This window comes from Thermococcus camini (assembly GCF_904067545.1).
In the GTDB taxonomy this organism is placed as follows: Archaea; Methanobacteriota_B; Thermococci; order Thermococcales; family Thermococcaceae; genus Thermococcus; species Thermococcus camini.
In genome coordinates, this window is the sequence record NZ_LR881183.1 from 976,819 (window position 1) to 998,941 (window position 22,123).

A 22,123-nucleotide genomic window follows, 5' to 3' on the forward strand; every position below is an offset into this window, starting at 1 on the left:
CTTTTCGGGAGGTGAAAGGGGTGCAGATAATCCACCAGGACGCCAAGGAGGGCAAGATAAAGGTCAAGGCCGAGACCCTCGACGACCTCTGGCACCTCTACCACATCATAGACCCGGGCGATACCGTTTACGCGAAAACGCTCAGGAAGCAGAGCCAGAGGAGCGATTCCCTGAGGGCCGAGAAGGTTGAGGTCATTCCCGTCTTCCTCGGCGTTAAGGCAGAGAAGATAAACTTCCACAAGTTCGCCAACCAGGTTCGCGTTACCGGGCCGATAGTCTACGCCAGCAGGGACGACGTCCCGCTCGGCAAGTACCACACGATAGCGATAGAGGAAGGCACGGTCGTTACCATTCAGAAGCCCCGCTGGAAGGAGCACCACATAGAGAGGCTGAAAGAAGCGGTTGAGGCATCAAAGAGGGCAAGGGTCATGATAGTCGTCATAGACGACGGAGAAGCTGATATGGCGATAATCAGAGAATACGGCGTCGAGATACTGAAGGGCATACGCTACAACCTCGGGGGGAAGAGGTACAGCACCAACCGCGAGAGCGAGGAGAAGAAGTTCTTCCACGATGTCGCCAAGAGCATGGAGGAGATAATCAGCCGTGAAGGAATAGAGAGGGCCATAGTAGCCGGTCCCGGCTTCGTCAAGGAGGACTTCCACAAGTTCCTTCGCGAAAACTATCCAGAGCTGGCCAAGAAGGTGGTAATCGAGGACACGAGCGTAACCGGGAGGACGGGCATCTACGAGGTCATAAGGCGCGGAACGGTTGACAGGGTCTACCACGAGAACCGCGTTGCGAAAGAAGTCCAGCTCGTCGAGAAGGTGCTTGAAAACGTGGCCAGAAACAACGGCCTGGCCGCTTACGGTCTGAGGGAAGTTGAGGAAGCTGTGAACTACGGCGCAGTTGAGACGCTACTCGTTTTGGACGAGCTCTTGAAGGGAGAGCACAGGGAAAAGATAGAGGAGCTCATGGACGCGGTGAGGTATTCGAGGGGCGAGGTTGTTGTTGTAAGCTCGGAGCACGAGGGAGGCGACAAGCTGAAAGCGTTGGGCGGCCTGGCGGCACTGCTGAGGTTCAGGGTGAAGTAAGTTTGGACTTCACAAATGCAAGGACGAGCTCAGCCAGTTTTATGGCACTTTCCGCCTCTTCTTTCTCCGGCTCATGAATGGTCGGATATCTTGCCTCCACAGCATAAGCGGGTTAGAAGATCCACATCATCATCGAAGAGCTTTAAGAATTCAGAATCTACATCGGCACACCGGAGTATGAGTTCTCCAATATCATGGGTTCGTTTGATGGGTTTCCCCTTTGATACCAAAAACGCCTTTAAAGCCTTTTCAGCACACTGCTGGGCGTGAAAGGTTACATAGTCGTAGAATTTAAGAGAAAGGCTATTTTTGGCCAGTACAAAGTCTTTTTCAGCCTTTTCGAGCCATTTCCTAAAGCTCAAATTTTCACACCCTCCCTGAGAGCGTAGTAGTAAAGAAAACCCGTGTCATCCTTGACCTTTTCGAGTTCATCCTTAGAAATAAACAGGAGATCCACCTTGATTCCCTTTAACAGAAGCTCCCTGTGTATCCTCTTGTACGCTTCCAGTTCCTTCTTCCTCTCCAATGCCCTGGGGAGAACCACCAGAACATCCCAATCGCTGTCGGCTCTAAAATCGCCCCTGGCTCTGGAACCGAAAAGGATTATATCATTGACCTCTAGGCCGAGCTCTCTCGATACCCTAAGAATCACATCTCTGATCGTCTCACGGCTCATGGTCAGTAATACACCCTTCCGGTATTTATCCTTTGCCGTACAGCTCCACGTAGGGGTCGCCCTTGAACGTTGGAAACTCCTTCTCTTCCCCGTTTTCGATTAGGATACGTTTCCTATCGGCGGTGAACTCACCGAGTTCAAATGCAATAATTCCGTTTTTCTGTAATTCTGCAATTAGGGAATTGGATTTTTCTGGTGGGGCTATCGCTATCAGCGTGCCTGTTGAGGAGACGCTCCATGGTTCGATCCCGTAGAAATCGAGGACCCTCTCCACGAGAGGGTCGAGCCGGAGCTTCTCGGCATATACCCTGAACCCAAGCCCAGAGTTGTCGGCTATCTCGTGGAGGGCAGTTAGTCCGCCTTCAGTTGCATCGTGCATGCCCCTCACAAAGGGCTTTGCAGTGAGGGCCTCAGGAACAACGGTTTCAAACCTGAAGGACTTTTTGAGTCTGGCTATCTCCCTGAAGGACAGGAGCTTTCTAAGCTCCCTCTCGCGGAAATAGGAAGCCGAGACCGCGAACTCAAGGCCAACCTTACCGGTCACGACTATTCTGTCGCCGGGTTTAGCAAGAGGGAGCTTCAGCCCGTCCTTCCTAACGAGCCCCATCGCGGTGGTGGTAGCGGTTGGCTCAGCCACACTCGGATAAACGCCCGTGTGGCCGCCTATTATCGAACTCCCGTACTTCCAGCATTCCGTGTTTAAGTCGCGCATAGCCTTTTCGAGAAAACCCTTCTCGCTTCCGGGCGGGAGGAGGATATCAACCACCAGCCACATCGGCCTCGCCCCGAAAACCGCAACATCGCTTGCCGCGAAGTGGTATGCAAAGAACCCGAAGGTCTCCTCCGGAACGCCCAGAACAGGGTCCGTGGCAACCACCAGATAGTGGTCGTGGTCGTATTCGAGGACCGCCGAGTCAAAACCCTCCCTGGGTCCATACACCACCCTCATGTCCTCTACTCCCAGGTTGGGGAACACAACGTCCCTTAGGAGGTCGTTTCTAAGTTTTCCGAGCGGAAGTTCCACTTTCATCCCCTCCAAACTTCGAGATAATCTCCCCCACCTCCCGAAGGGTTTCCCCGTCGCAGTCCCAGCACATGACCTCGAAGCTGGGAACCCTGACGCTTACGCGGACTTTACGCTTCCTCGCAATCTTGCTCACCTCGTAGTTGACCCGATAGGCCAAGTCCATGAGCTTTTCTGTCACTATCTCCTCGCGGTCAATGTACTGGAGCGGACAGCCCTCCCTCCACTGCCTTCTCCGCGAGTGCTCGTACATGCGGTAGGGTCTTATTCCGGCCTCTTCTGCAAGGGCTTCAACATCCTCGGCCGTGTATTTAATCAGAGGTCTGAAGAAGGGAATCCCTATCCTCGGAAGTCCGCAGAGCCTTATATCTCCCTCGCACTGATCCAGCAGGGCACCTATTATCTTATCGTTGGCGTTGTCCCCCTTGGCAAGGATGTCAAAGCCGTTGTTGATGGCGAACCACTTGGCGTTCCAGAGCATGACCTTCTTGCAGTTGATGCAGATCGGCCCCTTTCTTCCGGCTGCCTCGCGAAGAAGCCCGTCGGTAACATCAACGAGGTGGTGTTCAACCCCGAGTTTTTTGGTAAAGCCCATCGCCCAGTTGAGCGTTTCCCTCCAGCTCCAGCGGTGGAAGAAGGTTAGCGCCGATACGTTAAGATCTGCCTCCTTGAGGATGTGGAGGGCCAGTGAACTGTCCTTTCCGCCAGAGAACATGACGAGTATGCGTTTTTCATAAAGCCCGTGTTCCCCGGAGAATCTCGCTATCTCCTCAACAACGCTCTCGATGTCCCTCATGGGGTGAGGTAAAAAAGGAGGCTTAAAAAGCTAAGCCTCAGACGTTGACCTTTCCCATCCACTCCTCGGCCAGGTTGCCGACGACCGGGAACTTGTAGCGTTCGCCCTGGTAGGCCTTCACCATGCCGAGGATCCAGAGGACAAAGCCTATGATTCCCAGGAGCCAGGCGAGGATGCCCCCTATGTACGGGATGAGGCTGAGGATCACCTGGAGCACAGTGATGCCTATGAAGGTTATCGTCGACTGCATCGCATGGAAACGGACGAAATCGCTCTCCTTCTCAAGCACCAGGAATATTATCCCTGTAATCCACCAGGCGAGATAGGCAAGCAGCCCCTCAAGGTTCTCATCCATGCCGAGGGACGTCTTCTTGGGTTCTTCGGGCGGAGTCTCCTCCATGATAACACACCTCCGAAATTCAACTCCTTGTATTCTCCACAATCCCTTAAATACCTTTCCGAAGTTTTAAATTTCGTATCCTCCGGGAACACCTTTCTGGAGCGTCTCGGAACCCGTGGATTTCTGATTTCGAACTCTCTGATTTTGTTAGGCTCACCAAAGCTTTTTAAGGTCATCGAGGGATTGGAATATCGAATTAGGAAAGCCTAACGGTGATGCTCATGATTGTACCTTTAAACGCACTCAGACCCGGGGACAAGGGGATTGTGGTGAACATCCTCGGCGGCCCCACCGCGAGGCAGCGGCTTGTGGGCATGGGCCTCACCCCCGGAGCGACGGTTCAAATAATCGAGTCCCACCAGTACGGCCCGATAATCATCTCCGTCGGCGGCGTGCGCTTCGCCATCGGCAGGGGAATGGCGGCGAAGGTCATGATACGGAAACTGTGAGGTGGCCGTCATGATGAAGGTCATTGCACTGGCAGGAAACCCCAACGTCGGAAAAACAACCATATTCAACGCACTGACCGGGCTGAGGCAGCACGTCGGCAACTGGCCCGGCGTCACGGTCGAGAAAAAGGAGGGAATCCTGGAGTACAAGGGCCAGAAGTTTCTCGTAGTTGATCTCCCCGGCACGTACTCCCTCACGGCCCACTCCATCGACGAACTCGTCGCGAGGGACTTCCTCCTGAAGGGGAGCGCCGACGTGGTCGTGAACGTCATCGACGCAACGGCTCTCATGAGGAACCTCTTCCTTACCATGGAGATACTGGAGATGGGCCTCAACAACGTTATCATAGCCCTCAACAAGGTAGACCTGGCCGAGAAGCACGGTATCGAGATAAACGTGAAGAGGATGGAGGAGGTTCTCGGCGTTCCGGTCGTGGCGATGAGCGCAAAGGAGGGCGCCGGTCTCGACGAGCTGAAGGAGAAGATACACCAGATGGCCAACGGGATGCTGAAGGAGAGGCCCGTGATCCCCCGGTACGACCCGGAGGTCGAGAGGGAGATAGAGCACATAACCGCGGTTCTCAGGGGCACAGAACTGGGAGAGGATTACAACCTACGCTGGCTTGCGATAAAACTCCTTCAGCGCGATGATGGGGTCATAAAGCTCGTCCTCCGGCACCTTGGGAGTGAGAAGCTCGATGAGATCATGGGGCACATAGCGGAGGTTGAGGAGCGCTACAAGCGCGCGATGGACCTTATAATCGCCAGCCAGAAGTACGAGTTCATCGACAGGCTCATGCACCGCTTTGTGAGGTACACAAAGGTGGAAGGCGAGAGCTTCAGCGACCAGCTCGACAGGTTCCTCACCCACCCCGTCTACGGCCTCCTCGTGCTCTTCGGTGTCTTCTACCTCATGTTTAAATTCGTGTTTGCCGTCGGGCTGCCCCTCCAGGGATACCTCGACGATGCTTTCACGGCTTTCGGAGAATGGCTCGCGCCGCATATAACAAACGAGGCTCTGAGGGGACTCCTGGTCGATGGAATCATAGCGGGTGTTGGTTCCGTGCTCAGCTTCTTCCCGCTCGTCTTCCTTCTCTTCCTGGCCCTCTCCATCCTCGAGGACGTTGGATACATGGCCAGGGCGGCCGTGGTCATGGAGCGCATAATGCGGAAGTTCGGCCTGCCGGGCAAGAGCTTCATCCCGCTGGTGCTCGCCTTCGGATGCAACGTCCCGGCAGTGATGGCCACCAGAACGCTCGATGACGAGAGGGACAGGTTGCTGACCATGCTCGTCAACCCGTTGATACCCTGCAGCGCCAGGCTGAGCGTCATAAGCTTCCTGGCTGGGGCTTTCTTTGCCAGCCACCAGGCGCTCGTCGCGGTGAGCATCTACGCCACTGCAGTGCTGCTTGCCCTCCTCGTGGCCTGGCTCCTGAGCAGATTCGTTATCAGGGGCGAAGAGAGTCCGTTCATCATCGAGCTGCCGGAGTACCTCATCCCGTCGTGGAAGACGGTGACGCTCCACTCGTGGGAGCGGAGCAAGGAGTTCATAAAGAAGGCGGGAACCATAATCCTGCTCGGCTCGATGGCCATCTGGTACCTCAGCAGCTATCCCGTGGGGATGGGCACCGGAGGAAGCTACGCGGAGAGGCTTGGCATGTTTTTCGAGCCGTACATGCATCTCATGGGCCTTGACTGGAAGGCAGCTGTAAGTCTGCTGTTCGGGATAATCGCCAAGGAGAACGTCATCTCAACCTACGGAATAATCTACGGAAGCGAGGAGGCCATAGTGGGAGCAATGACACCGCTCCAGGCCTACGTGCTTGGCATGGTCACCACCCTCTACGTCCCGTGCATAGCCACGATAGGGGCAATAAGGGCAGAGAGCAACTGGAAATGGGCCGCCTTCACGGTGGTTTACATGATCGGCCTCGCGTCGCTCGTTGGGATCCTGATATGGAACGTGGGGACGGCGCTGGGCTACTGAGGTGTTAGAATGCTGGAGAGGATCCTAGAACTGCTGGAGGAAGGAAGGAGCATAGACGAGATAGCCCGGGAGCTGGACGTTCCGAGGGACGAGGTCGTCGGCGCCATGGAGGTGCTGGCCGACCTCGGCTACCTGGAGCAGGTGGAAGCGGGCGACTCCTGCGCCACCTGCCCTCTTAAGAGCGTTTGCCCCGGCGCCTGCTTTCGCTTTAAGGGGAAGGTATATCAGCTCTCAGATTTCAGGCTCGGCCGGAAGGACGGGCATTGAAACCGTGATGGGGCCTTTACAAAAAACTTATCTTTTTCCGCGGTTAAACCCCGATTTTTGGGACAAAACACTCCTGTGAAGGCTTAAACTCGAATTTTTTGAACTTTTCACCGCCAGTTAAACCTGCCACCGCCGGTTATATATTTTATGGCCGTAAAACATATAAAACCCTTTGTTGAAAGGGTAAATGGTGATACCATGAAGGCAGTTATTCTTGCCGGCGGTTTTGGAACGAGGTTAAGGCCGCTCTCATCGACCAGACCCAAGCCCATGATCCCGGTTCTTGGCAAGCCAAACCTTCAGTACCTCCTTGAGAGCCTGGAGAAAATCCAGGAGATCGATGAGATAATCCTGTCCGTCCACTACATGAGGGGAGAGATAAGGGAATTCATCGACGAAAAGATGGCCGACTACCCCAAAACGATACGGTTCGTTAATGACCCGATGCCGCTCGAGACCGGCGGAGCGCTCAAGAACGTGGAGGATTACGTGGATGGCGACTTTCTGGTCATCTACGGTGACGTTTTCACGAACTTCGACTTCAGGGAGCTCATTAAGGCCCACAAAGAGAACGACGGCCTCATAACAGTTGCGGTTACCAAGGTCTATGACCCGGAGAAGTACGGAGTCGTCGAGCTGGACGATGGAAACCAGGTCACCCACTTCGAGGAGAAGCCCCACAGGCCCCGCACCAACCTCGTCGATGCGGGCATCTACATGGTTAACAAGAAGGTCCTGGAGGAGATTCCGAAGAATAAGGAGGTCTACTTCGAGCGCGAGGTTCTCCCGAAGTACGTGGCCAGGGGACTTGTTTACGCCCACAAAATACCGCGCGAGTACCACTGGATCGACCTCGGGACCCCGGACGACCTCTTCTACGCCCACCAGGTTGCGATGGATGAGATAGCCAAGGAGAACGGCTATTTTGTCATCAAAGAGGGTGCCGAAGTCCCAGAGGACGTTGAGATACAGGGGCCGGTTTACATCGACGAGGGGGTTAAGATAGGCCACGGCGTCAAGATAAAGGCCTACACGTATATAGGTCCGAACACCGTTGTCGAGGACAGGGCCTACTTCAAGCGTGCCATACTTATAGGCAACGACATCGTTAGGGAGCGCTCCGAGATAAAGGACAGCATCCTCGGAGAGGGCGTCGTCGTCGGAAAGAACGTCATACTCAAGGAGACCGCAGTCGTCGGCGACTACGCCAAGATTTACGATAACCTCGTTATCTACGGAGCCAAGGTGCTGCCGTGGAAGAAGGTTGAGGAGTACGAGGCATACATCAAGATAAAGCTTGACCCGACCAAGGTCAGGCCCGGCGTCACCCCGGACCGCTGCCCGCTCGGCCTGCCGGAGTGCATCTACACCAAGTTCAAAGCCATAGCGGGCGAGAAGCCGCCGTGCGACGAGTGCATAGAGAACCAGTGGCTATTCTGATTTTTCATTCAATCCTCTACTTTTTTATGGAGGGCCAAACTTTGCACCAGCAAAGTTTCCTTCAGTACCTTATCCGCGGGTTGTACTCCAGGAGCATGAGGCCGTTTTTGAATATCCTTATCGTGCCGCTCTCGGAGAGGCTTATCGCCATCGCCCTGGTGAGCTTCGTTATCCCCGCGGCCGCTATGTGTCTGCTCCCCAGGCCCGGTGGAAGCATGAGGTCTATGACCTTCGGCTCGACCTCCAGGTAGCGGCCGGCGGCCGCGATCCTGCCGTCGTCGCGGACTATAAACGCCCCGTCCAGCTGGGCAAACTCCTTGATTATCTCCTTACTGTTCCTGTCGAGTACGTTCACCTTATGCCCCTTGAACGGGTTCGGGATGAGCTGATGGGAGTGCCTGAGAACGCGCCTGGTGTCGCCGATGACGAATATCGTCCCAACGGGCGTTCCCTCGCGGCCTTCCACACTCAGTTCTATGGTTATCTCAAGCAGCCGCTGGAGCACGCTCTGGTTCTGGGCAAAAAATCCCCTCATGGCGGATATGCTCTTTTTGACGGTCTTTATCCCTATCATCTCCCGGGTGACGTAGACGAAGGACTCGCCCTCCCCGAGGATGTTGTGTTCTATCAGAAACGCAGATATGAGGTTCAGGATGTTGTTCAAGTCGAGGTTCTGGGGTATCGAGACCCGCTTGACCATCTCCTCCTCAACATCGAAGGAGGAACCGACTATGACTATGGTAACGCCTGCGTCCCGAAGCCTCTCGGGGTCGATATCTTCCAGAATGACGAGGGCCTTGCCCCCAAGCTCTTTCACAATTCCTATCGCGCTGTTTATTAAAACTTCAGGAATCCCCCGCCCCATGCTCACCAACCGTTTTAGAGTACCACCTGCAACATAAAAATCTACCGGCCCGGGCACATCCAGAAAACGTTAAAACAGGCAGCACGTAGTTTCATTGGTGTGGGAGATGAAGGTGATAGTCGCGATAACAGGGGCCAGCGGCGCGATATATGGGCTCAGGCTCATCGAGGTGCTCAGGGAAAAGGGACACGAGGTCATCACCGTTGCCTCGAAAACGGGCCTCGCAGTGCTCCGGCACGAGACCGGCGCGGATTTCAAGCCGGATTACATGGATGACGACCTCTTTGCCCCTATAGCATCCGGCTCACATCCCTTCGACGCCGTGGTCATAGCCCCGTGCTCCATGAAGACCCTTTCGGCAATAGCAAACGGCTATGCTGACAATCTGATCGCCCGGGCGGCGGACGTGGCGCTAAAGGAGAGAAGAAAGCTTGTCCTACTCGTCAGGGAGACACCGTTGAACTTGATACATCTGCAAAACATGGTGCGCGTTACTCAAGCTGGCGGGATAATTATGCCAGCCTCCCCAGGATTTTACACAAAGCCCAAAACTTTAGACGATATGGTAAACTTTATAATTGGAAAAATCTTAGACCTTCTTAGCATTGAGAACGATGTATATCCCCGGTGGAGGAGTTAACATGGTTCAGCTCGATGACCTTGACAGGGCAATCCTCCGCATCCTGAAGGAAGATGCCAGGCTGACCATCTCCGAGATAGCAGAGAGACTGAACAGGCCGGAATCAACCATCCATTTCAGAATTAAAAAGCTCCAGGAGCGCGGCATCATCGGCAAATACACAATCGTCCTCGGGGAGGATCTCCAGCCGAAAGCCCTGGCGATCGTTTACATACAGGCCGAAACTCCCATAATCGAGGATTTCCTGGAGAGATATATCAGGCACATAATGAAAACGCTCTCACTCCTCCCCAATGTCCTGACCGTTGCCAGGAGCGGCAAGGATGGTGTCGTTGCCCTCGTCGGTGAGGAAAGCCCCGAAAAGCTAAACCGCTTTGTCGATGAAACCATCAAGGTTCTCCCCACGCTCAAGAGGGTGGAGGTCATTCCCATAGACGAATTCGGCAAGGGCAGTGGCCTTGTGGGCTTTCTGGTGGGTGTCTGATGGAAATCGAGGTAAAGTTTCGAATCGACTTCAATCAGACCAGGGCCGCCATAGAATCCCTGGGTGCTGACTTCGTGCGGGAGGAGATCCAGGAGGATATCTATTTCTCCCTTCCTTCCCATGAGCTTCTTCGGGTTCGAAGGATCTCGAACCTTGGGAGGTCCTTTTTAACCTACAAGCGCATAGCTGACCCCGGGCGAAACGAGGAGTTCGACGAGATTGAAGTTGAGGTCTCCGACTTCGACAGGACCGTCGAGATCCTGCAGCGCCTTGGGTTCCGGGAGGATATCCGGATCAGGAAACGCCGCCTCGTTTACCGGCTGGAGGGTGTTACCTTCGAGCTGAACGAGGTAGAAGGGCTGGGAGCTTTTCTGGACATCGAGGTAATCTCTGACAATGTGGAAGAAGCCAAGCGCAGGATATGGGAAATCGCGAAAAGGCTCGGCCTCACCGAGGATGACGTTGAGCCGAGGCTCTACCAGGAGCTGATCAGGGAAGTTGAGGAAAAATAAAACGGCAAAATCAAAATCAGCGTGCCGTGGCTACAATTTTGATGATGTCGTTGAACTCCAGCTCGTAGTCTTCTCCAACGCGCCTGTGGGTTCTCGCGTTGACTGCGTAGAGAAAGGTCCTCCCGAGGTCGGTGTGCACCTTGTAGGCCAAATCGCGGGGCGTTGAACCCTTTGGAAGGAGGTGGACGTGGGGTAAAACGTTACCGAACTGGTCCGTGAGCTTGTGCTCGTCCTCCACAGGGTAGGCGGGGACTAGCTTCAGGAGCTCAAACGTTGCCCGGTTTATTACCTCCTGAACACCAGTGGACCCAAAGCGATCGAGGACTCTCTCCTTTATCAGCCCAAGGGCCTTTTCCTGCTTGGGGCTCAACGGCTTAAGGATTTTGAAGTCGCTCGAACCGGGGACGTAGTCGATGAACCCTGCTTTAGCTGCCTTCCTCAGCGTTAGTTCTGCTGCTGCACTCGTTGGAACGACTATGTAACCCCTGCTCTTGCCCTTCCTTATCAAACGCTCTATCTGGGCATCGGCAGCGGCATCGGCTTTGTTGGCCGCTATGATAATCGGCTTGTTTATCTTCCTCAGCTCGCGGACGAAGGCGAATAGGTCTTCATCGCTCCACTTAGTCGGGTCGTTGTCGAGGCCGAGCTTGTGGATGGCCTCGAAGGCATCTTCCTCGCTCACCCCTATTCCGGTCAGCTGGTCGGCTATGGCCTGGGCGAGCTTGAGATGCTGGAGCTTTATCCTCTTCGCGAACTTCTCCCAGTTCTTCCGGAGAATGCCGTATATCCAGTAGTCTATCTCCTTCTCAAGGAACTCGATGTCCTCCACGGGGTCATGGTGCTCCACAGGATTTCCCTCGGCGTCTGTCTTTCCGGTGGCGTCAACCACGTGTATCAGAGCGGAGGCCATTCTCAGGTCGTCGAGGAACTTGTTGCCCAAGCCTCTTCCCTCATGCGCCCCCGGAACGAGACCGGCAACGTCTATCATCTTTATCGGGATAAGCGCCTTTCCGTCCCTGTACTCGTAGTTCTGGGGGTTCGGTGTGCAGCCGAGTTCTTTGCAGGGATGCTCGGCTATCGCGTAGGTGACGCCGACGTTGGCATCAATGGTGGTGAACGGATAATTGGCAATCTGGACATCGACAAGGGTTGCCGCCGAGAAGAAAGTTGACTTTCCGACGTTTGGCTTTCCAACAACACCTATCTCCATGCTACCACCGCCCTAACTTCGCGCGAGGGTTTTAAGGGGTTTCGGCCGAAAACTATAACTCCACCTTTGCACCAGTTCTTTTGGTGAAAACCCATGCGAATATACGTCCCTGCCAGTCGAAAGAACTGTGGTGGAGTCGCGGATACTGGAGTAGAGGAACCTTCTACCTGCTACCGTGCTGGGTTGAGGTGGGGCGTGGCTTCTGAGGTGGGAACATGACAACAGAAACCGACGAAAAGCCGAGGATAACAGTCCTCGCGTACTCACGGGACAAGTTTCTCAGCAGAAAGGCGGAAAGCATCGAGAAGGCCCTCTCCATAAGCGGCTATGATGTTGTGTGGGTGAACGTGGATACAGTCTCCCTCGTGCTCGAACTGAGGGATGCACTGGGGATCCACGAAACGCCGATGAAGACCCTGGGGCGGGCGAACGGCAGGGCAAGGGTGATGGTGTTCCCGGACTACCTCTTTCTCCTTCTCCACCAGGTCTATGAGATAGATGGTGGACTGAAGAGGGAGAGGATGGGCATCCTCCTGAAGGGCAACCTCGTGATAACAATCCAGGAGACCCCTGGGGACGTTTTCGACCCGATACGGGAAGGCATCCGCAGGGGGGAGGGACTCCTCCGCGAACACGGTGCCGATTTTCTGCTCTTCGCAATTCTTGAGGCGATAGTTGAAAACTACGTACCGATAATCGAGCGCATAAGCTCCCAGATGGAAGAGCTCGAGGCGCGGATACTTTCGAGGGTGGACGAGGGCATCCTTCACAGGATACACGGAATACGGCGGGAGATACTCTTCATGCGCCGCACGATATTCCCCCTCCTGGAGGCGTTCAGGAAGCTGAGGCTTGAGGGAGGGGATTTCTTCAGCGAGGACACCAAGCCCTTCATAGACGAACTCCACGACCACGTCCTTGAGGTTCTCGAAATCCTCGAAGGGCAACGGGAGCTCGCCAACAGCCTCGTCGAGCTTTACTACTCGACCATCTCGATGAAGACAAACGACATCATTAGAATCCTCACGGTCGTCTCGACGATATTCATCCCCCTAACCTTCATAACCGGCCTCTACGGAATGAACTTCCGATACATGCCGGAACTTTACTGGCGGTATGGCTATCCCTTCGTTCTCCTGCTGATGCTCTCTATCGCGGTTGGAATGCTCATGTACTTCAGGAAGAAGAGGTGGATTTAGGAGTCGAGCCCGAGGGCGAGTTTCAGGGCCTTCTCGGCTATCACGTCGAGAGGATCTACCAGCGGAATTTTCAAATCCTCCGGTCTCAGGGCAACGCTGACCTCCGTGCAGCCGGCTATTATTCCATCAACCCTGCGCTCGAGCCTTTTGGCCACCTCCAAAAGGAGCCTTCTTCCCAGCTCAAGGTTCCCGGCCTTCACACCTTCGTAGATTCCCTTCATGACGAGCTCCTGGTCTCTTCTGCCCGGCACAGCGATTTGAACGCCGTGGGATAGAAGGGCCCTGTGATACACGAGGCCCTTGATGGTACCATCTGTGGCGAGGAGACCCACCTTTCTCAGCCCCATTCCTCGAACCAATTTTGCTGTTTCCTCGATCATACTGACGAGCGGAATCTTTACCGCTTTCTGGATCGTCTCGGCGAAGAAGTGGGCGGTGTTGCAGGGCATTATTATGAAGTCCGCACCCCAGCTTTCGAGCTTCTTAGCGCTCTCAATGAGCTCGGGCCTTGGGTCTTCTCCGTTCCCAAGGATGAACGCGGTCCTGTCGGGTATCTTCGGATTGTTGTAGATGATTACCCTTGGATGCTCCTGGTCGCGCTTTGCCGGTGTCTTCTCCACTATTCTCCTGAAGAGCTCGGCAGTAGCTAAAGGCCCCATCCCGCCGAGGATTCCGATGGTTTTCTCAGTCATTCACTCACCACTAACCTTTATTGAGAAATATTTTTAAATTTGGCCACTATGACTATATCAAACATGTCTTTATAAGACATGTTGGGGTGAGGAATATGTTGAACTACAGGAGGACGACTCCAAGGAAAATCCCGGACATTAAGGAAAGGAAGGCATACTTCGTTGGAGGCGGGATAGCCTCTCTTGCCGGAGCCGTTTTCCTCATAAGGGACGCCAAGATGCCCGGGAAGAACATATACATCATTGAGAAAACTCCGGTCAACGGCGGCTGTCTCGATGGTTCCGGAACCCCGGAGAACGGCTACCTGCTCAGAGGGGGAAGGATGTTCGAGGAGCATTATGAGGCCACATGGGACCTTCTCGGCTCGATACCCTCACTCGACGACCCAGAGAAGACGATACTCGACGAGGTTGTGGAGTTCAATAAGGAGTACGTTGGCTCATCAAAGTGCCGCCTCGTTGGAACGCCGGGCAAAAAGGTGGACTTCTCGAAGTACGGCTTAACCGTGAGGCACCTCAACGAGATGAACGAACTTATCTTAACTCCGGAGGAAAAGCTCGCAGGAATAACGATAGAGCAGTGGTTCTCGAAGGACTTCTTTGAAACGAACTTCTGGTACTTCTGGGCAACGATGTTCGCCTTCCAGCCCTGGCACAGCGTTGCCGAGATGAGGCGGTACATGCTGCGCTTCATGCACCTCGTTCCGGGCATGAACAGGATAGAAGGCGTTAAGAGAACCCCATACAACCAGTACGACTCGATAATCCTGCCCATCCAGAAGTGGCTCCAAGAGCGGGGCGTCAACTTCATAATGGGGACGACGGTTGTCGATGTGGAAATCGAGGAGAGGGACGGCACAAAATATGTCACCAAGCTCCACCTCAAGGGCCAGCATGGCGGGACAATCGAAGTTAACCCGAAGGACCTCGTCTTCATAACACTGGGTTCGATGGTGGACAACTCAACCTATGGGGACTTTAACCATCCACCGGTTCTCAACAGGGGCGAGGGCGACAGCTGGAGGCTCTGGAGAAAGCTGGTTGAAAAGGATCCTGCCTTAGGGAACCCCGATGCCTTTGCCTCGGACATAGACAAGACCAAGTGGGAATCCTTCACGATAACCTTCAGGGGAGATAGGTTCCTTAAAATGCTCGAGGAGTTCACGGGCAACAGGACAGGAACTGGCGGACTGGTCACCTTCAAAGACTCCTCCTGGCTGATGTCAATAGTAGCATTCAGACAGCCCCACTTCAGGAACCAGCCTGATGACGTGACCGTTCTCTGGGGCTACGGGCTCTTCGTAGATAAGCCCGGCGACTACATCAAGAAGCCGATGAGCCAGGCAACTGGAAAAGAGATATTCCTTGAGCTCCTCTACCACCTCGGCTGGCTTGACAGGAAGGACGAGCTCCTTGAGACCGTCATAAACGTGAGAACCGCCATGATGCCCTACATAACCGCCCACTTCATGCCGAGGAAGCCAGGCGACAGGCCTCCGGTTGTTCCCGAAAACTACGGAAACTTAGCTCTGCTCGGCCAGTACGTCGAGATACCTGGGGAGTGCGTCTTCACCGTCGAGTATTCCGTCAAGTCTGCAATGATAGGCGTCTACACCCTCCTCGATCTCGGGAGGGAGGCTCCACCTGCGTACACACCATATCAGGAGATTCCAGTCCTGCTGAAGGCGGCCGAAACGCTTGTCGATGACGACAAAAAAGAGCTCCTGAAGTACAGTTTATCTTTGTTTCTCTCTGGGAAGCTCTGATTTTCCCGGTTTTTCTTGTTTCTGTTGTTTTGGTCTTCACTCCTCCAGCCAGACTGAGTCATCGCCGTAGTAGTTCAGCTTGACCACGAAGAGCCTGAACGGCTCATCCCGCTCGTTGATTACCCAGTGCACGATCTTTGGCTTGACAAGGAAGATGTCCCCGGGCTTTGCGATGTATTCTCTCTCGCCGATGCCAAGTTTAGCTTCGCCACTCATTATGTAGAACAGCTCGTACTGGTGTTTGTGGTAGTGCTTCTTAACCGTCTGCCCCGGCTTGACCTCGACTATCTGGGCGTAAGAGCCTTCGGGCAGTTCTCCCTCGAAGAGCGGGAGCTTTCTGTAAGTGCCCCTGTCGATGAAGTTTTTGATTTCGGCCTTCATGGATGCGGATTTGGAGCGGGAGGATAAAAAGATTGCTAAGGGCGCTGCCTGAGCTGGAGGACGTCCAAGAAGGCCACGAAGAGGCCGGGAAGGATTATTGTCCAGGGGCTGATGTTCCAGCCGCGGGCTATCAGGGCCAGTCCAAGGAGGAGGTATAAAGCAACTGCCATCAGACCGGCTTTAGGGGCGCTCATTCGTCTTCTGGAGTATAAATAGATGAGGAGAGGGATGCCGAGGACTACAAAGACCCCGATCCACGGGTTCACTGTGGCGGACATTTGTGACACCCCGTTTCAGATTTGGACTTTCGCGGCATTTTCATTCCGTTTTTCCTTCCCTTGTCGCACAAACGCAAGGAATGCCGTTGTGAGGGCTCCGCCGACCCCCGCCAGCAGGAATCTCTCCCACGCTGGAAATGCCAGTACTCTCGCAAGAGCTGCCAACATGAATTCCCAGATCGTGGCAGCAAATATTCCGCTGACGAGAGTGTACCCTTTTCCCTGGATAATTTTCACCAGCGCAACTGGAATCAGGTACACGAGGACCACTGTGACAGTGGCCATGAAAAGCGTCTCCGTAGTGGAATAAAACTCATTCAGATAAACAATGTAGCCGGCAAAAAAGAACATGAATAGGAATGCCAAAAATCTCCCATCGTCCATGTTTTCACCCCCGCCCGGGAATGAGCGTTGTCGGAGTCATTTATGACCACCATCCTCTTTTGATACTGTCCCGCCCAGTACCCGGCTAATGAACGGGTCCAGCAGTAGCAGGACTATCAGAACCTCCAGTGCGGTCTCAGGGTGGCCGTAGAGGGTTATAACTAAGAACACTGCAAAATACCCCGCGAGGCGCTTTAAGAAGGCTCCCGGTTTTGGGGAGTAATTCCGCCGGTAGGTTTCGATCACGGCATGGGCATTATTGGTTTGCATTTGTGACACCTACCACTTCCTCGTGGGGGAGTGCGGAAAGTCTCTTTACGTCTCCGGAGACTTTCTGATTAGCTGTCTGATTAGTTGCCGGTATTGATAACACTGCTTTTCTTTTTCCAGTATTCGGAGATAACGGCGATCGTTCCAATAACCAGACCCGCAAGGAGACCCTGCTTATCAACTCTGCCAAACGTCATGATTCCATAGGCGATGCCAAACCCCATAAAAACCGCAATCCCCAGCAGGCAGGAAACTACTGCGTTGGATGTGTGTTTCCATACTTCATGTATCGCCCTCCACATTGCTAGCGCTACCGGAATTGCGAGGAGGATATAAAACGAAAGCTCTGCGTTTTCCTTGACTGAGCCGCCATCTTTTTCCCAAAGCAACGACAGCATCAGACCGATAAAAATCAAGATAAATGGAATAACGGCGGTTTCTTCAGCCTTCATGGTACCTCCCCCTACGGCCCGGGAGCCCATCCTCCTTGGCATTCGGAACCCTGTTCCAAGCAGTTGTTCTGCACGCACCATTGGCATTCGATTGCAATGCAAGCACCGTAGGCTCCGATCAACAGCAAAACCACAAACATGGCCAGCAGTGCACGCCTCTGCATCGACCCCCCAACGGATCCTTGCATTATTTTTTGCACTCATCATATATAACACTTTCGTTCGGAAAAGAACTTAGCAATGAATGTTGATATACATTTGTTTTATAACCGAGTAATATCATCCTTTCGACCCATATCGAAAGGCTCAAAAGACTTTTATACCCGGCGTGCGATTCATCGGTGAACAGGTAGAAACGGTGGTGACCATGGAAGCGCTGGAGAAAGCCCTCCGCTGGGCGGAGGAGAATCTGAAGGCTGAGTACATAGAGCTCCGCTATGAAAACCTAAGAAAGACAACGCTCGGCCTCAAAGACGGCGTTTTCACCAGCTTTACAGGAAAGCTGAACAGAGGCGTTGCGATAAGGGTCTTGGCCGATGGAGCATGGGGGTTCGCCTCGACGAGCGATCTAAACGACCTTGAGAGGAAGATCGAGGAGGCCTACAAGTTAGCCAAAGCCGCCGCACAGACGAAGAAGGAGAAAATCCAGCTGGCCGAGATAAAGCCTGTGGAAGACTTCGTGAAGAGCAGGATGAAGGTCAAGCCCCGCGACGTCGACATAGAGGAGAAGGTTGCCCACCTGAGGGAGCTGGAGGGGCTTCTCAAGGAAGACAGCGCCGTTAAGAGCGTCCAGATACGCTACGAGGACGGAAGCGGCGAGAAGATACTCCTTACCAACGAAGGGACGCACATAGAGTGGGACTACAACTACCTCTACCAGGGAACCTACGTCACCGGAAAGGCAGATGGTAAGCTCGCCATGGCGAGGGACAGCATCGGAGCCGTTGATTACGGCTGGGAGCTCATTACCGAGCACGAACCCAACGAAAAGGTCACCGAGAGACTCCTCAGAAAGATGCACAGCCAGCTGAAGGGCGTTGCCCCGAAGCGCGGCGAGTTCCCAATCGTTGCGGGCCCGATCGTCGTTGGAATCATAGCACACGAGGCTTTGGGCCACCTTGCAGAGGCGGACTTAACGATAAACTCGCCCTTCAAGGACCTCATCGGGAAGCAGATTGCACCTGAATACGTCACGATGAGCGAGCGCTACGTTGAGGGTGGCTTTGGGAACGACCGCTATGATGACGAGGGCGTCCCGGTTAAGGACATTCACATCATCGAGAACGGAATCCTCAAGGAGATAATGCTGAACAGGGAATACGCCCACAAGTGGGGCATGGAGCCAAACGGCCACGCCAGAGCCGAGAGCTACCGCTACCCACCGATAATTAGAATGAGAAACACTATATTCGAGCCCGGCGACCACTCCTTCGAGGAGCTCATCGAGGACATCAAGTTCGGCTACTACGTGGTTGACTTCAGAGGAGGACAGGCCCAGCTTAACTCAGCATTCCAGGTTGGTGTCCAGGAGGGCTACGTCATCAGAAACGGTGAGATAGCAGAGCCGATAAGGGACACGTCCATAACGGGCGTTGCCATTGAGGCCCTCAAGAAGATTTCAGCGGTCGGCAAGGACTTTGGTCTCGAAGTCGGCTTCTGCGGGAAGGGGCAGACTGCCTTCGTCAGCTCAGGCGGCCCGCACATGCGCTTTGACGGGGGAATACTGATTGGCTGAGGTTAACTTCACCGAACATGCCATTGAAGCCATGAAAAAGAGGAACATCACCCCGGAGGAAGTTATTGACGCCATAGAAAAGGCCGAACTCAGGGCAGTCGATACGCTAACGGGACACTTTATAGCCATAAAGAAAAACGGAAAGTGGACTGTGATAGTTTACGACGTTTACGGCCAAAGCCTGGAAGTGGTGACCGTTTACAAGGTCTCAAGAAAGGCTCAAATAGAGAACCGCCTAAGAAGAGGCAGGTGGGTTGGGATATGAAGGTCAGATACGACCCCGTTGGGGATGTCCTGTACATTGAGGTGGCCCATGAAAAGGCCGCCGAGACCGTGGAGCTGGATGAGGATTTGCTGGTTGACTACGATGAGAAGGGCAACATCGTGGGGATAGAGGTATGGCGCGCCAGAGAAGTTCTCCTCGGGGAGATGCTGAAGAGAATTAAGGAGCTCGGTCTGAAGTTTGAGACTGCTGAGGTGGAGGGTTAACTATGGAGGAACTCATAAGGTACGGTGAGAAGTTTTTCGACGAGCTGGAGATTGCCCTTTACCGCTCCCGTGACGTTAGCGCAAGTGTAGAGCTGAATGAGATTTCAATGGCCTCAACGAGGAGCGGGGCTTTGACGATAATCCGAGGAATCAAGGACAAGCGCCTCGGCCTGGCTATAGTGGACAGCGACGAGCCAACCAAGATAAGGGAAGCCATTGAGCATGCCTCTAAAATGGCAAGGCTCAACAGCAGGGACGAGAAGTGGGTTTCGCTTCCAGAGCCAGGAAAATACCTTGAGAAACCGAAGCCGAACTACGAGCTGAAAGATGCTTCCCCAGACGGGCTCGTCGAGATGCTCGTCAAGGCAATAAAGCTCGCCCGCGAGAAGGATGAGCACGTTGTGGTTGCAGGAGGAGAGGGCGGCGTTTCGTGGGAGGAGAGGCACATCGTCAACTCCCACGGGGTAGACGTTTCCCAGGAGGGCGGTGCGGCGTTTCTGTTCCTAGAGCTGGTCGGCAGGAAAGGTGACGTCGTAACGCCCGGCATCTTTGACTTCGACGCGAAGCGCAGCTTAGAGCTCGATGTTGAGGGAGTCGTAGAAAGGGCCGTCCAGAAGGTCAAGTGGGCCTACAACGTCAAGGCCAGCAAAAACGAGGAGGTTCCAATAATCCTCGGCCCATGGGCGATTGCTGGACTTTTCAGCTATGCTCTCTTCCCAGCCTTCAGCGGTGAGCGCCTGGTTAAGGAAACGACACCGCTGGCAGGGAAGGTAGGAGAGAAGATAGCCAGCGACGTGCTCACGATATACGACGACCCGTTCCACGAGCTGGCCATCGAGCCAGTTATAGCGGACGGTGAAGGTGTTCCAACGAGGAAAAACGTCCTCATCGAGAACGGAACCTTCAGGGGCTTTGTCTGGGACAACTATTGGGCCAAAGTCCACGGCACCGAGAGCACCGGAAACGGCAAGAGGGACATAAGGAGCGGTGGCATAAACATAGGCTTCCACAGCGTGGTCATCGAGAAGGGGAAGCGCCCGCTGGAGGAGGTCATAGCGGAAATCGAGCACGGCTACTTCGTGGACGGCTTCCAGGGCGCGCACTCGAGCAACCCGGACAACGGAAACTTCGCGGTGACCGCAAACCCTGCCTTCCTCATCGAGGACGGAGAAGTAAAGGGCGCCAGCGTCTTCCTCGTTGCGGGCAACGTCTACGAACTGCTGAAGAGCGCCACGGAGGTAACGAAGGAGCAGACCGTAATGCCTTTCATGACCACCATCATAACACCATTCGTGAAGTTCGAGAACGTAAAGATAGCTGGGAAGTGACTACTTTTCCCTATCTTTCACCCATTCTTCGAGGGTAACGACGCGAACCGTTTTTCCTCTGATTTTGATCGTTTTTCCTCTCTCCCAGGTGACCATCGTTAGCCGTTCGATTCCCGTCTCGAACGATGCCTCGATTAGGGGTGAAAGCTCCCTCGTCTCATTATCTGGGGAAAGCTTCCACGTTACCTGAATCAGCTCCTCTTCGGGGAGTATGAAGTCAATCTCGTGTCCCGATTTTGTGACGTAGAAGAACAGGTCCTCGTTTGGTTCGAGGCCTTCCTTTAAGAGCTCCGTGAAAACGAGGTTCTCCAGGAGTTTTCCCCTGTCCTTAACCCCCAGAACGCCGAGCAGGCCATTGTCCACGAAGTACGGCTTGAAACCAAGCAGTTCCTTCTTCTTTTCAGATTTAACGTAGGCCCTGAGCGGGAAGAGAACTAAGGCATCGTTGAGGTATTCAACGTAGTTCGCCAGGGTTGGCTTTCCCACAGCGAGTCCAAGGCTCTTCATTGTGGAGTGGAGCTTTGTCACAGAGGTGTGGCTCGACTTCGCGAGGAGCTTGAAGAGGAAGCGGAGAGCTTTAAGGTTGTCAACGCGCCAGCGCTCCACGATGTCCCGGTAAATTGTAACGTCGAGAATCTCGCGGAGGATTTCCCTTCTCAATTCGGGCTGTAAAACCACCTCCGGGTAAGCTCCCCACTCAAGGCACTCCCTTAAAACGCCAAGAGTTTTCCCCCGAACTTCGAGGGTTGGGAGCTCCCTACCAATGTTGAGTCCTGTGAGCTCTCCCAGGGAGAATGGGTAAAGATGGAGCGTTATTGCCCTGCCCCTCAGAACGGTCGCTATCTCCTTTGAGAGGAGCTTTGAGGAAGAGCCCGTCAGGATAACTCCATGTCCCCTGTCGAGGAGGTAACGAACGAAGCGTTCCCATCCATCAACGGCCTGAATCTCATCGAGCAGAAAAATGAGCTTTTCCCCCTTTGGAAGGCTGGCGAGGGAGTAGTAAACCCTCAGCATCTCCATGAGGTCGTTTGCAGTTGCCCCGACGAGCCTTGGGTCCTCGAAGTTGATATAGAGACTTCTCCTCCTCTCCCCGTCAAGCTCATCCCATAGCTGGAACAGGAAGTACGTCTTTCCAGCTCTTCGGGGCCCAACGATGGCGAGAGCTCTAGTTTTAGGGAGTTTAACTTCGATTTGCCTGGGAACGTACTTAACCCTGAGCTCAAGGTAGTCCGATATGATCTCTTCCCACGTTTCACGCTCAATCATGTTTTATGTATAAAACATTCCTTTTAAAAATCTTGTTCT

29 protein-coding genes are annotated in these 22,123 nt (G+C 54.0%); 14 read left to right on the forward strand and 15 right to left on the reverse strand.

The window, feature by feature from the left end:
- Positions 1–20 precede the first annotated feature (20 nt).
- The gene (locus tag TIRI35C_RS05255) at positions 21–1,094 is read left to right on the forward strand and encodes an mRNA surveillance protein pelota (protein WP_188203050.1); all 1,074 of its coding nucleotides are present in this window, start codon (positions 21–23) and stop codon (positions 1,092–1,094) included.
- Here TIRI35C_RS05255 and TIRI35C_RS11205 read toward each other — a convergent pair.
- From TIRI35C_RS11205 to TIRI35C_RS05280, 6 genes are read right to left on the reverse strand one after another with little or no spacing between them, the layout of a single operon-like run.
- Positions 1,081–1,194: a HEPN domain-containing protein gene (locus tag TIRI35C_RS11205; protein WP_281400519.1), complete on the reverse strand. Its 114-nt coding sequence runs from the start codon at positions 1,192–1,194 to the stop codon at positions 1,081–1,083. The two genes, TIRI35C_RS05255 and TIRI35C_RS11205, sit on opposite strands and share 14 nt — an antisense overlap.
- The gene (locus TIRI35C_RS05260; protein ID WP_281400520.1) at positions 1,166–1,456 is read right to left on the reverse strand and encodes a HEPN domain-containing protein; all 291 of its coding nucleotides are present in this window, start codon (positions 1,454–1,456) and stop codon (positions 1,166–1,168) included. Before TIRI35C_RS05260 ends, TIRI35C_RS11205 begins: the two co-directional genes overlap by 29 nt.
- Positions 1,453–1,770, reverse strand: a complete 318-nt coding sequence (locus TIRI35C_RS05265) for a nucleotidyltransferase domain-containing protein (protein WP_188202017.1) — start codon at positions 1,768–1,770, stop codon at positions 1,453–1,455. Before TIRI35C_RS05265 ends, TIRI35C_RS05260 begins: the two co-directional genes overlap by 4 nt.
- A 25-nt stretch (positions 1,771–1,795) precedes the next feature.
- Positions 1,796–2,794, reverse strand: a complete 999-nt coding sequence (locus tag TIRI35C_RS05270; protein ID WP_188203051.1) for an AIR synthase family protein — start codon at positions 2,792–2,794, stop codon at positions 1,796–1,798.
- Entirely contained in the window at positions 2,769–3,590 is an 822-nt protein-coding gene (locus TIRI35C_RS05275) for a 7-cyano-7-deazaguanine synthase (protein ID WP_188202018.1), read from the reverse strand. The genes TIRI35C_RS05270 and TIRI35C_RS05275 overlap by 26 nt, the downstream gene beginning before the upstream one ends.
- 37 nt (positions 3,591–3,627) lie before the next feature.
- On the reverse strand, positions 3,628–3,990 hold the full coding sequence (locus tag TIRI35C_RS05280) for a DUF4870 domain-containing protein (protein ID WP_188202019.1): 363 nt from the start codon (positions 3,988–3,990) through the stop codon (positions 3,628–3,630).
- Between the two features lie 221 nt (positions 3,991–4,211).
- On the opposite strand from TIRI35C_RS05280, the gene TIRI35C_RS05285 reads away from it, so the two are divergent.
- From TIRI35C_RS05285 to TIRI35C_RS05300, 4 genes are all read left to right on the forward strand, one after another.
- A complete protein-coding gene (locus TIRI35C_RS05285) occupies positions 4,212–4,439 on the forward strand; it encodes a FeoA family protein (protein WP_188203052.1) in 228 nt (75 codons plus the stop codon).
- 10 nt (positions 4,440–4,449) lie between these two features.
- On the forward strand, positions 4,450–6,426 hold the full coding sequence (gene feoB, locus TIRI35C_RS05290; protein ID WP_188202020.1) for a ferrous iron transport protein B: 1,977 nt from the start codon (positions 4,450–4,452) through the stop codon (positions 6,424–6,426).
- A gap of 9 nt (positions 6,427–6,435) precedes the next feature.
- On the forward strand, positions 6,436–6,693 hold the full coding sequence (locus TIRI35C_RS05295; protein WP_188202021.1) for a DNA-binding protein: 258 nt from the start codon (positions 6,436–6,438) through the stop codon (positions 6,691–6,693).
- A 198-nt stretch (positions 6,694–6,891) separates the two neighbouring features.
- Positions 6,892–8,133, forward strand: a complete 1,242-nt coding sequence (locus TIRI35C_RS05300) for a sugar phosphate nucleotidyltransferase (RefSeq protein ID WP_188202022.1) — start codon at positions 6,892–6,894, stop codon at positions 8,131–8,133.
- Positions 8,134–8,194: 61 nt separating this feature from the next.
- On the opposite strand, the gene TIRI35C_RS05305 is transcribed toward TIRI35C_RS05300, so the two are convergent.
- Positions 8,195–8,998 carry a DNA integrity scanning protein DisA nucleotide-binding domain protein gene (locus tag TIRI35C_RS05305; RefSeq protein ID WP_188203053.1) on the reverse strand — a complete coding sequence of 268 codons (804 nt, stop codon included), beginning with the start codon at positions 8,996–8,998 and terminating at the stop codon, positions 8,195–8,197.
- A 106-nt stretch (positions 8,999–9,104) separates the two neighbouring features.
- Between TIRI35C_RS05305 and TIRI35C_RS05310 the strand changes: the two genes are divergently transcribed.
- The 3 genes from TIRI35C_RS05310 to cyaB are packed head-to-tail and all read left to right on the forward strand — an operon-like array spanning position 9,105 to position 10,634.
- Complete coding sequence (locus TIRI35C_RS05310; RefSeq protein WP_188203054.1) at positions 9,105–9,638, forward strand: UbiX family flavin prenyltransferase; 534 nt, start codon at positions 9,105–9,107, stop codon at positions 9,636–9,638.
- A 1-nt stretch (position 9,639) separates the two neighbouring features.
- Positions 9,640–10,122, forward strand: a complete 483-nt coding sequence (locus TIRI35C_RS05315) for an Lrp/AsnC family transcriptional regulator (RefSeq protein ID WP_188202023.1) — start codon at positions 9,640–9,642, stop codon at positions 10,120–10,122.
- Positions 10,122–10,634 (forward strand): class IV adenylate cyclase, encoded by a 513-nt coding sequence (gene cyaB, locus TIRI35C_RS05320; RefSeq protein WP_188202024.1) that lies wholly within the window; start codon positions 10,122–10,124, stop codon positions 10,632–10,634. The genes TIRI35C_RS05315 and cyaB overlap by 1 nt, the downstream gene beginning before the upstream one ends.
- Before the next feature lie 16 nt (positions 10,635–10,650).
- On the opposite strand, the gene TIRI35C_RS05325 is transcribed toward cyaB, so the two are convergent.
- A complete protein-coding gene (locus tag TIRI35C_RS05325; RefSeq protein WP_188202025.1) occupies positions 10,651–11,844 on the reverse strand; it encodes a redox-regulated ATPase YchF in 1,194 nt (397 codons plus the stop codon).
- A 215-nt stretch (positions 11,845–12,059) separates the two neighbouring features.
- Between TIRI35C_RS05325 and corA the strand changes: the two genes are divergently transcribed.
- Entirely contained in the window at positions 12,060–13,043 is a 984-nt protein-coding gene (corA, locus tag TIRI35C_RS05330; RefSeq protein WP_188202026.1) for a magnesium/cobalt transporter CorA, read from the forward strand.
- Here corA and TIRI35C_RS05335 read toward each other — a convergent pair.
- Positions 13,040–13,735, reverse strand: a complete 696-nt coding sequence (locus TIRI35C_RS05335) for a cysteate racemase (RefSeq protein ID WP_188202027.1) — start codon at positions 13,733–13,735, stop codon at positions 13,040–13,042. The genes corA and TIRI35C_RS05335 overlap by 4 nt on opposite strands.
- A 95-nt stretch (positions 13,736–13,830) precedes the next feature.
- Between TIRI35C_RS05335 and TIRI35C_RS05340 the strand changes: the two genes are divergently transcribed.
- On the forward strand, positions 13,831–15,501 hold the full coding sequence (locus TIRI35C_RS05340) for an oleate hydratase (RefSeq protein ID WP_188202028.1): 1,671 nt from the start codon (positions 13,831–13,833) through the stop codon (positions 15,499–15,501).
- Between the two features lie 36 nt (positions 15,502–15,537).
- On the opposite strand, the gene TIRI35C_RS05345 is transcribed toward TIRI35C_RS05340, so the two are convergent.
- From TIRI35C_RS05345 to TIRI35C_RS05365, 5 genes are all read right to left on the reverse strand, one after another.
- Entirely contained in the window at positions 15,538–15,882 is a 345-nt protein-coding gene (locus TIRI35C_RS05345) for a cupin domain-containing protein (RefSeq protein ID WP_188202029.1), read from the reverse strand.
- A gap of 35 nt (positions 15,883–15,917) precedes the next feature.
- On the reverse strand, positions 15,918–16,160 hold the full coding sequence (locus TIRI35C_RS05350; RefSeq protein ID WP_188202030.1) for a hypothetical protein: 243 nt from the start codon (positions 16,158–16,160) through the stop codon (positions 15,918–15,920).
- A 15-nt stretch (positions 16,161–16,175) separates the two neighbouring features.
- Complete coding sequence (locus TIRI35C_RS05355; RefSeq protein WP_188202031.1) at positions 16,176–16,544, reverse strand: hypothetical protein; 369 nt, start codon at positions 16,542–16,544, stop codon at positions 16,176–16,178.
- A gap of 36 nt (positions 16,545–16,580) precedes the next feature.
- On the reverse strand, positions 16,581–16,814 hold the full coding sequence (locus TIRI35C_RS05360) for a hypothetical protein (protein ID WP_188202032.1): 234 nt from the start codon (positions 16,812–16,814) through the stop codon (positions 16,581–16,583).
- An 80-nt stretch (positions 16,815–16,894) separates the two neighbouring features.
- A complete protein-coding gene (locus TIRI35C_RS05365) occupies positions 16,895–17,266 on the reverse strand; it encodes a hypothetical protein (RefSeq protein WP_188202033.1) in 372 nt (123 codons plus the stop codon).
- A 367-nt stretch (positions 17,267–17,633) separates the two neighbouring features.
- On the opposite strand from TIRI35C_RS05365, the gene TIRI35C_RS05370 reads away from it, so the two are divergent.
- The 4 genes from TIRI35C_RS05370 to TIRI35C_RS05385 are packed head-to-tail and all read left to right on the forward strand — an operon-like array spanning position 17,634 to position 20,818.
- The gene (locus tag TIRI35C_RS05370) at positions 17,634–19,001 is read left to right on the forward strand and encodes a TldD/PmbA family protein (protein ID WP_188202034.1); all 1,368 of its coding nucleotides are present in this window, start codon (positions 17,634–17,636) and stop codon (positions 18,999–19,001) included.
- On the forward strand, positions 18,994–19,266 hold the full coding sequence (locus tag TIRI35C_RS05375) for a DUF4258 domain-containing protein (RefSeq protein WP_188202035.1): 273 nt from the start codon (positions 18,994–18,996) through the stop codon (positions 19,264–19,266). The genes TIRI35C_RS05370 and TIRI35C_RS05375 overlap by 8 nt, the downstream gene beginning before the upstream one ends.
- The gene (locus TIRI35C_RS05380; protein ID WP_188202036.1) at positions 19,263–19,490 is read left to right on the forward strand and encodes a DUF2283 domain-containing protein; all 228 of its coding nucleotides are present in this window, start codon (positions 19,263–19,265) and stop codon (positions 19,488–19,490) included. The genes TIRI35C_RS05375 and TIRI35C_RS05380 overlap by 4 nt, the downstream gene beginning before the upstream one ends.
- Positions 19,491–19,492: 2 nt before the next feature.
- Positions 19,493–20,818: a TldD/PmbA family protein gene (locus tag TIRI35C_RS05385; protein WP_188202037.1), complete on the forward strand. Its 1,326-nt coding sequence runs from the start codon at positions 19,493–19,495 to the stop codon at positions 20,816–20,818.
- On the opposite strand, the gene TIRI35C_RS05390 is transcribed toward TIRI35C_RS05385, so the two are convergent.
- Positions 20,819–22,084 carry an ATP-binding protein gene (locus TIRI35C_RS05390; protein ID WP_188202038.1) on the reverse strand — a complete coding sequence of 422 codons (1,266 nt, stop codon included), beginning with the start codon at positions 22,082–22,084 and terminating at the stop codon, positions 20,819–20,821. It abuts the gene before it with no gap.
- Positions 22,085–22,123: the final 39 nt, after the last annotated feature.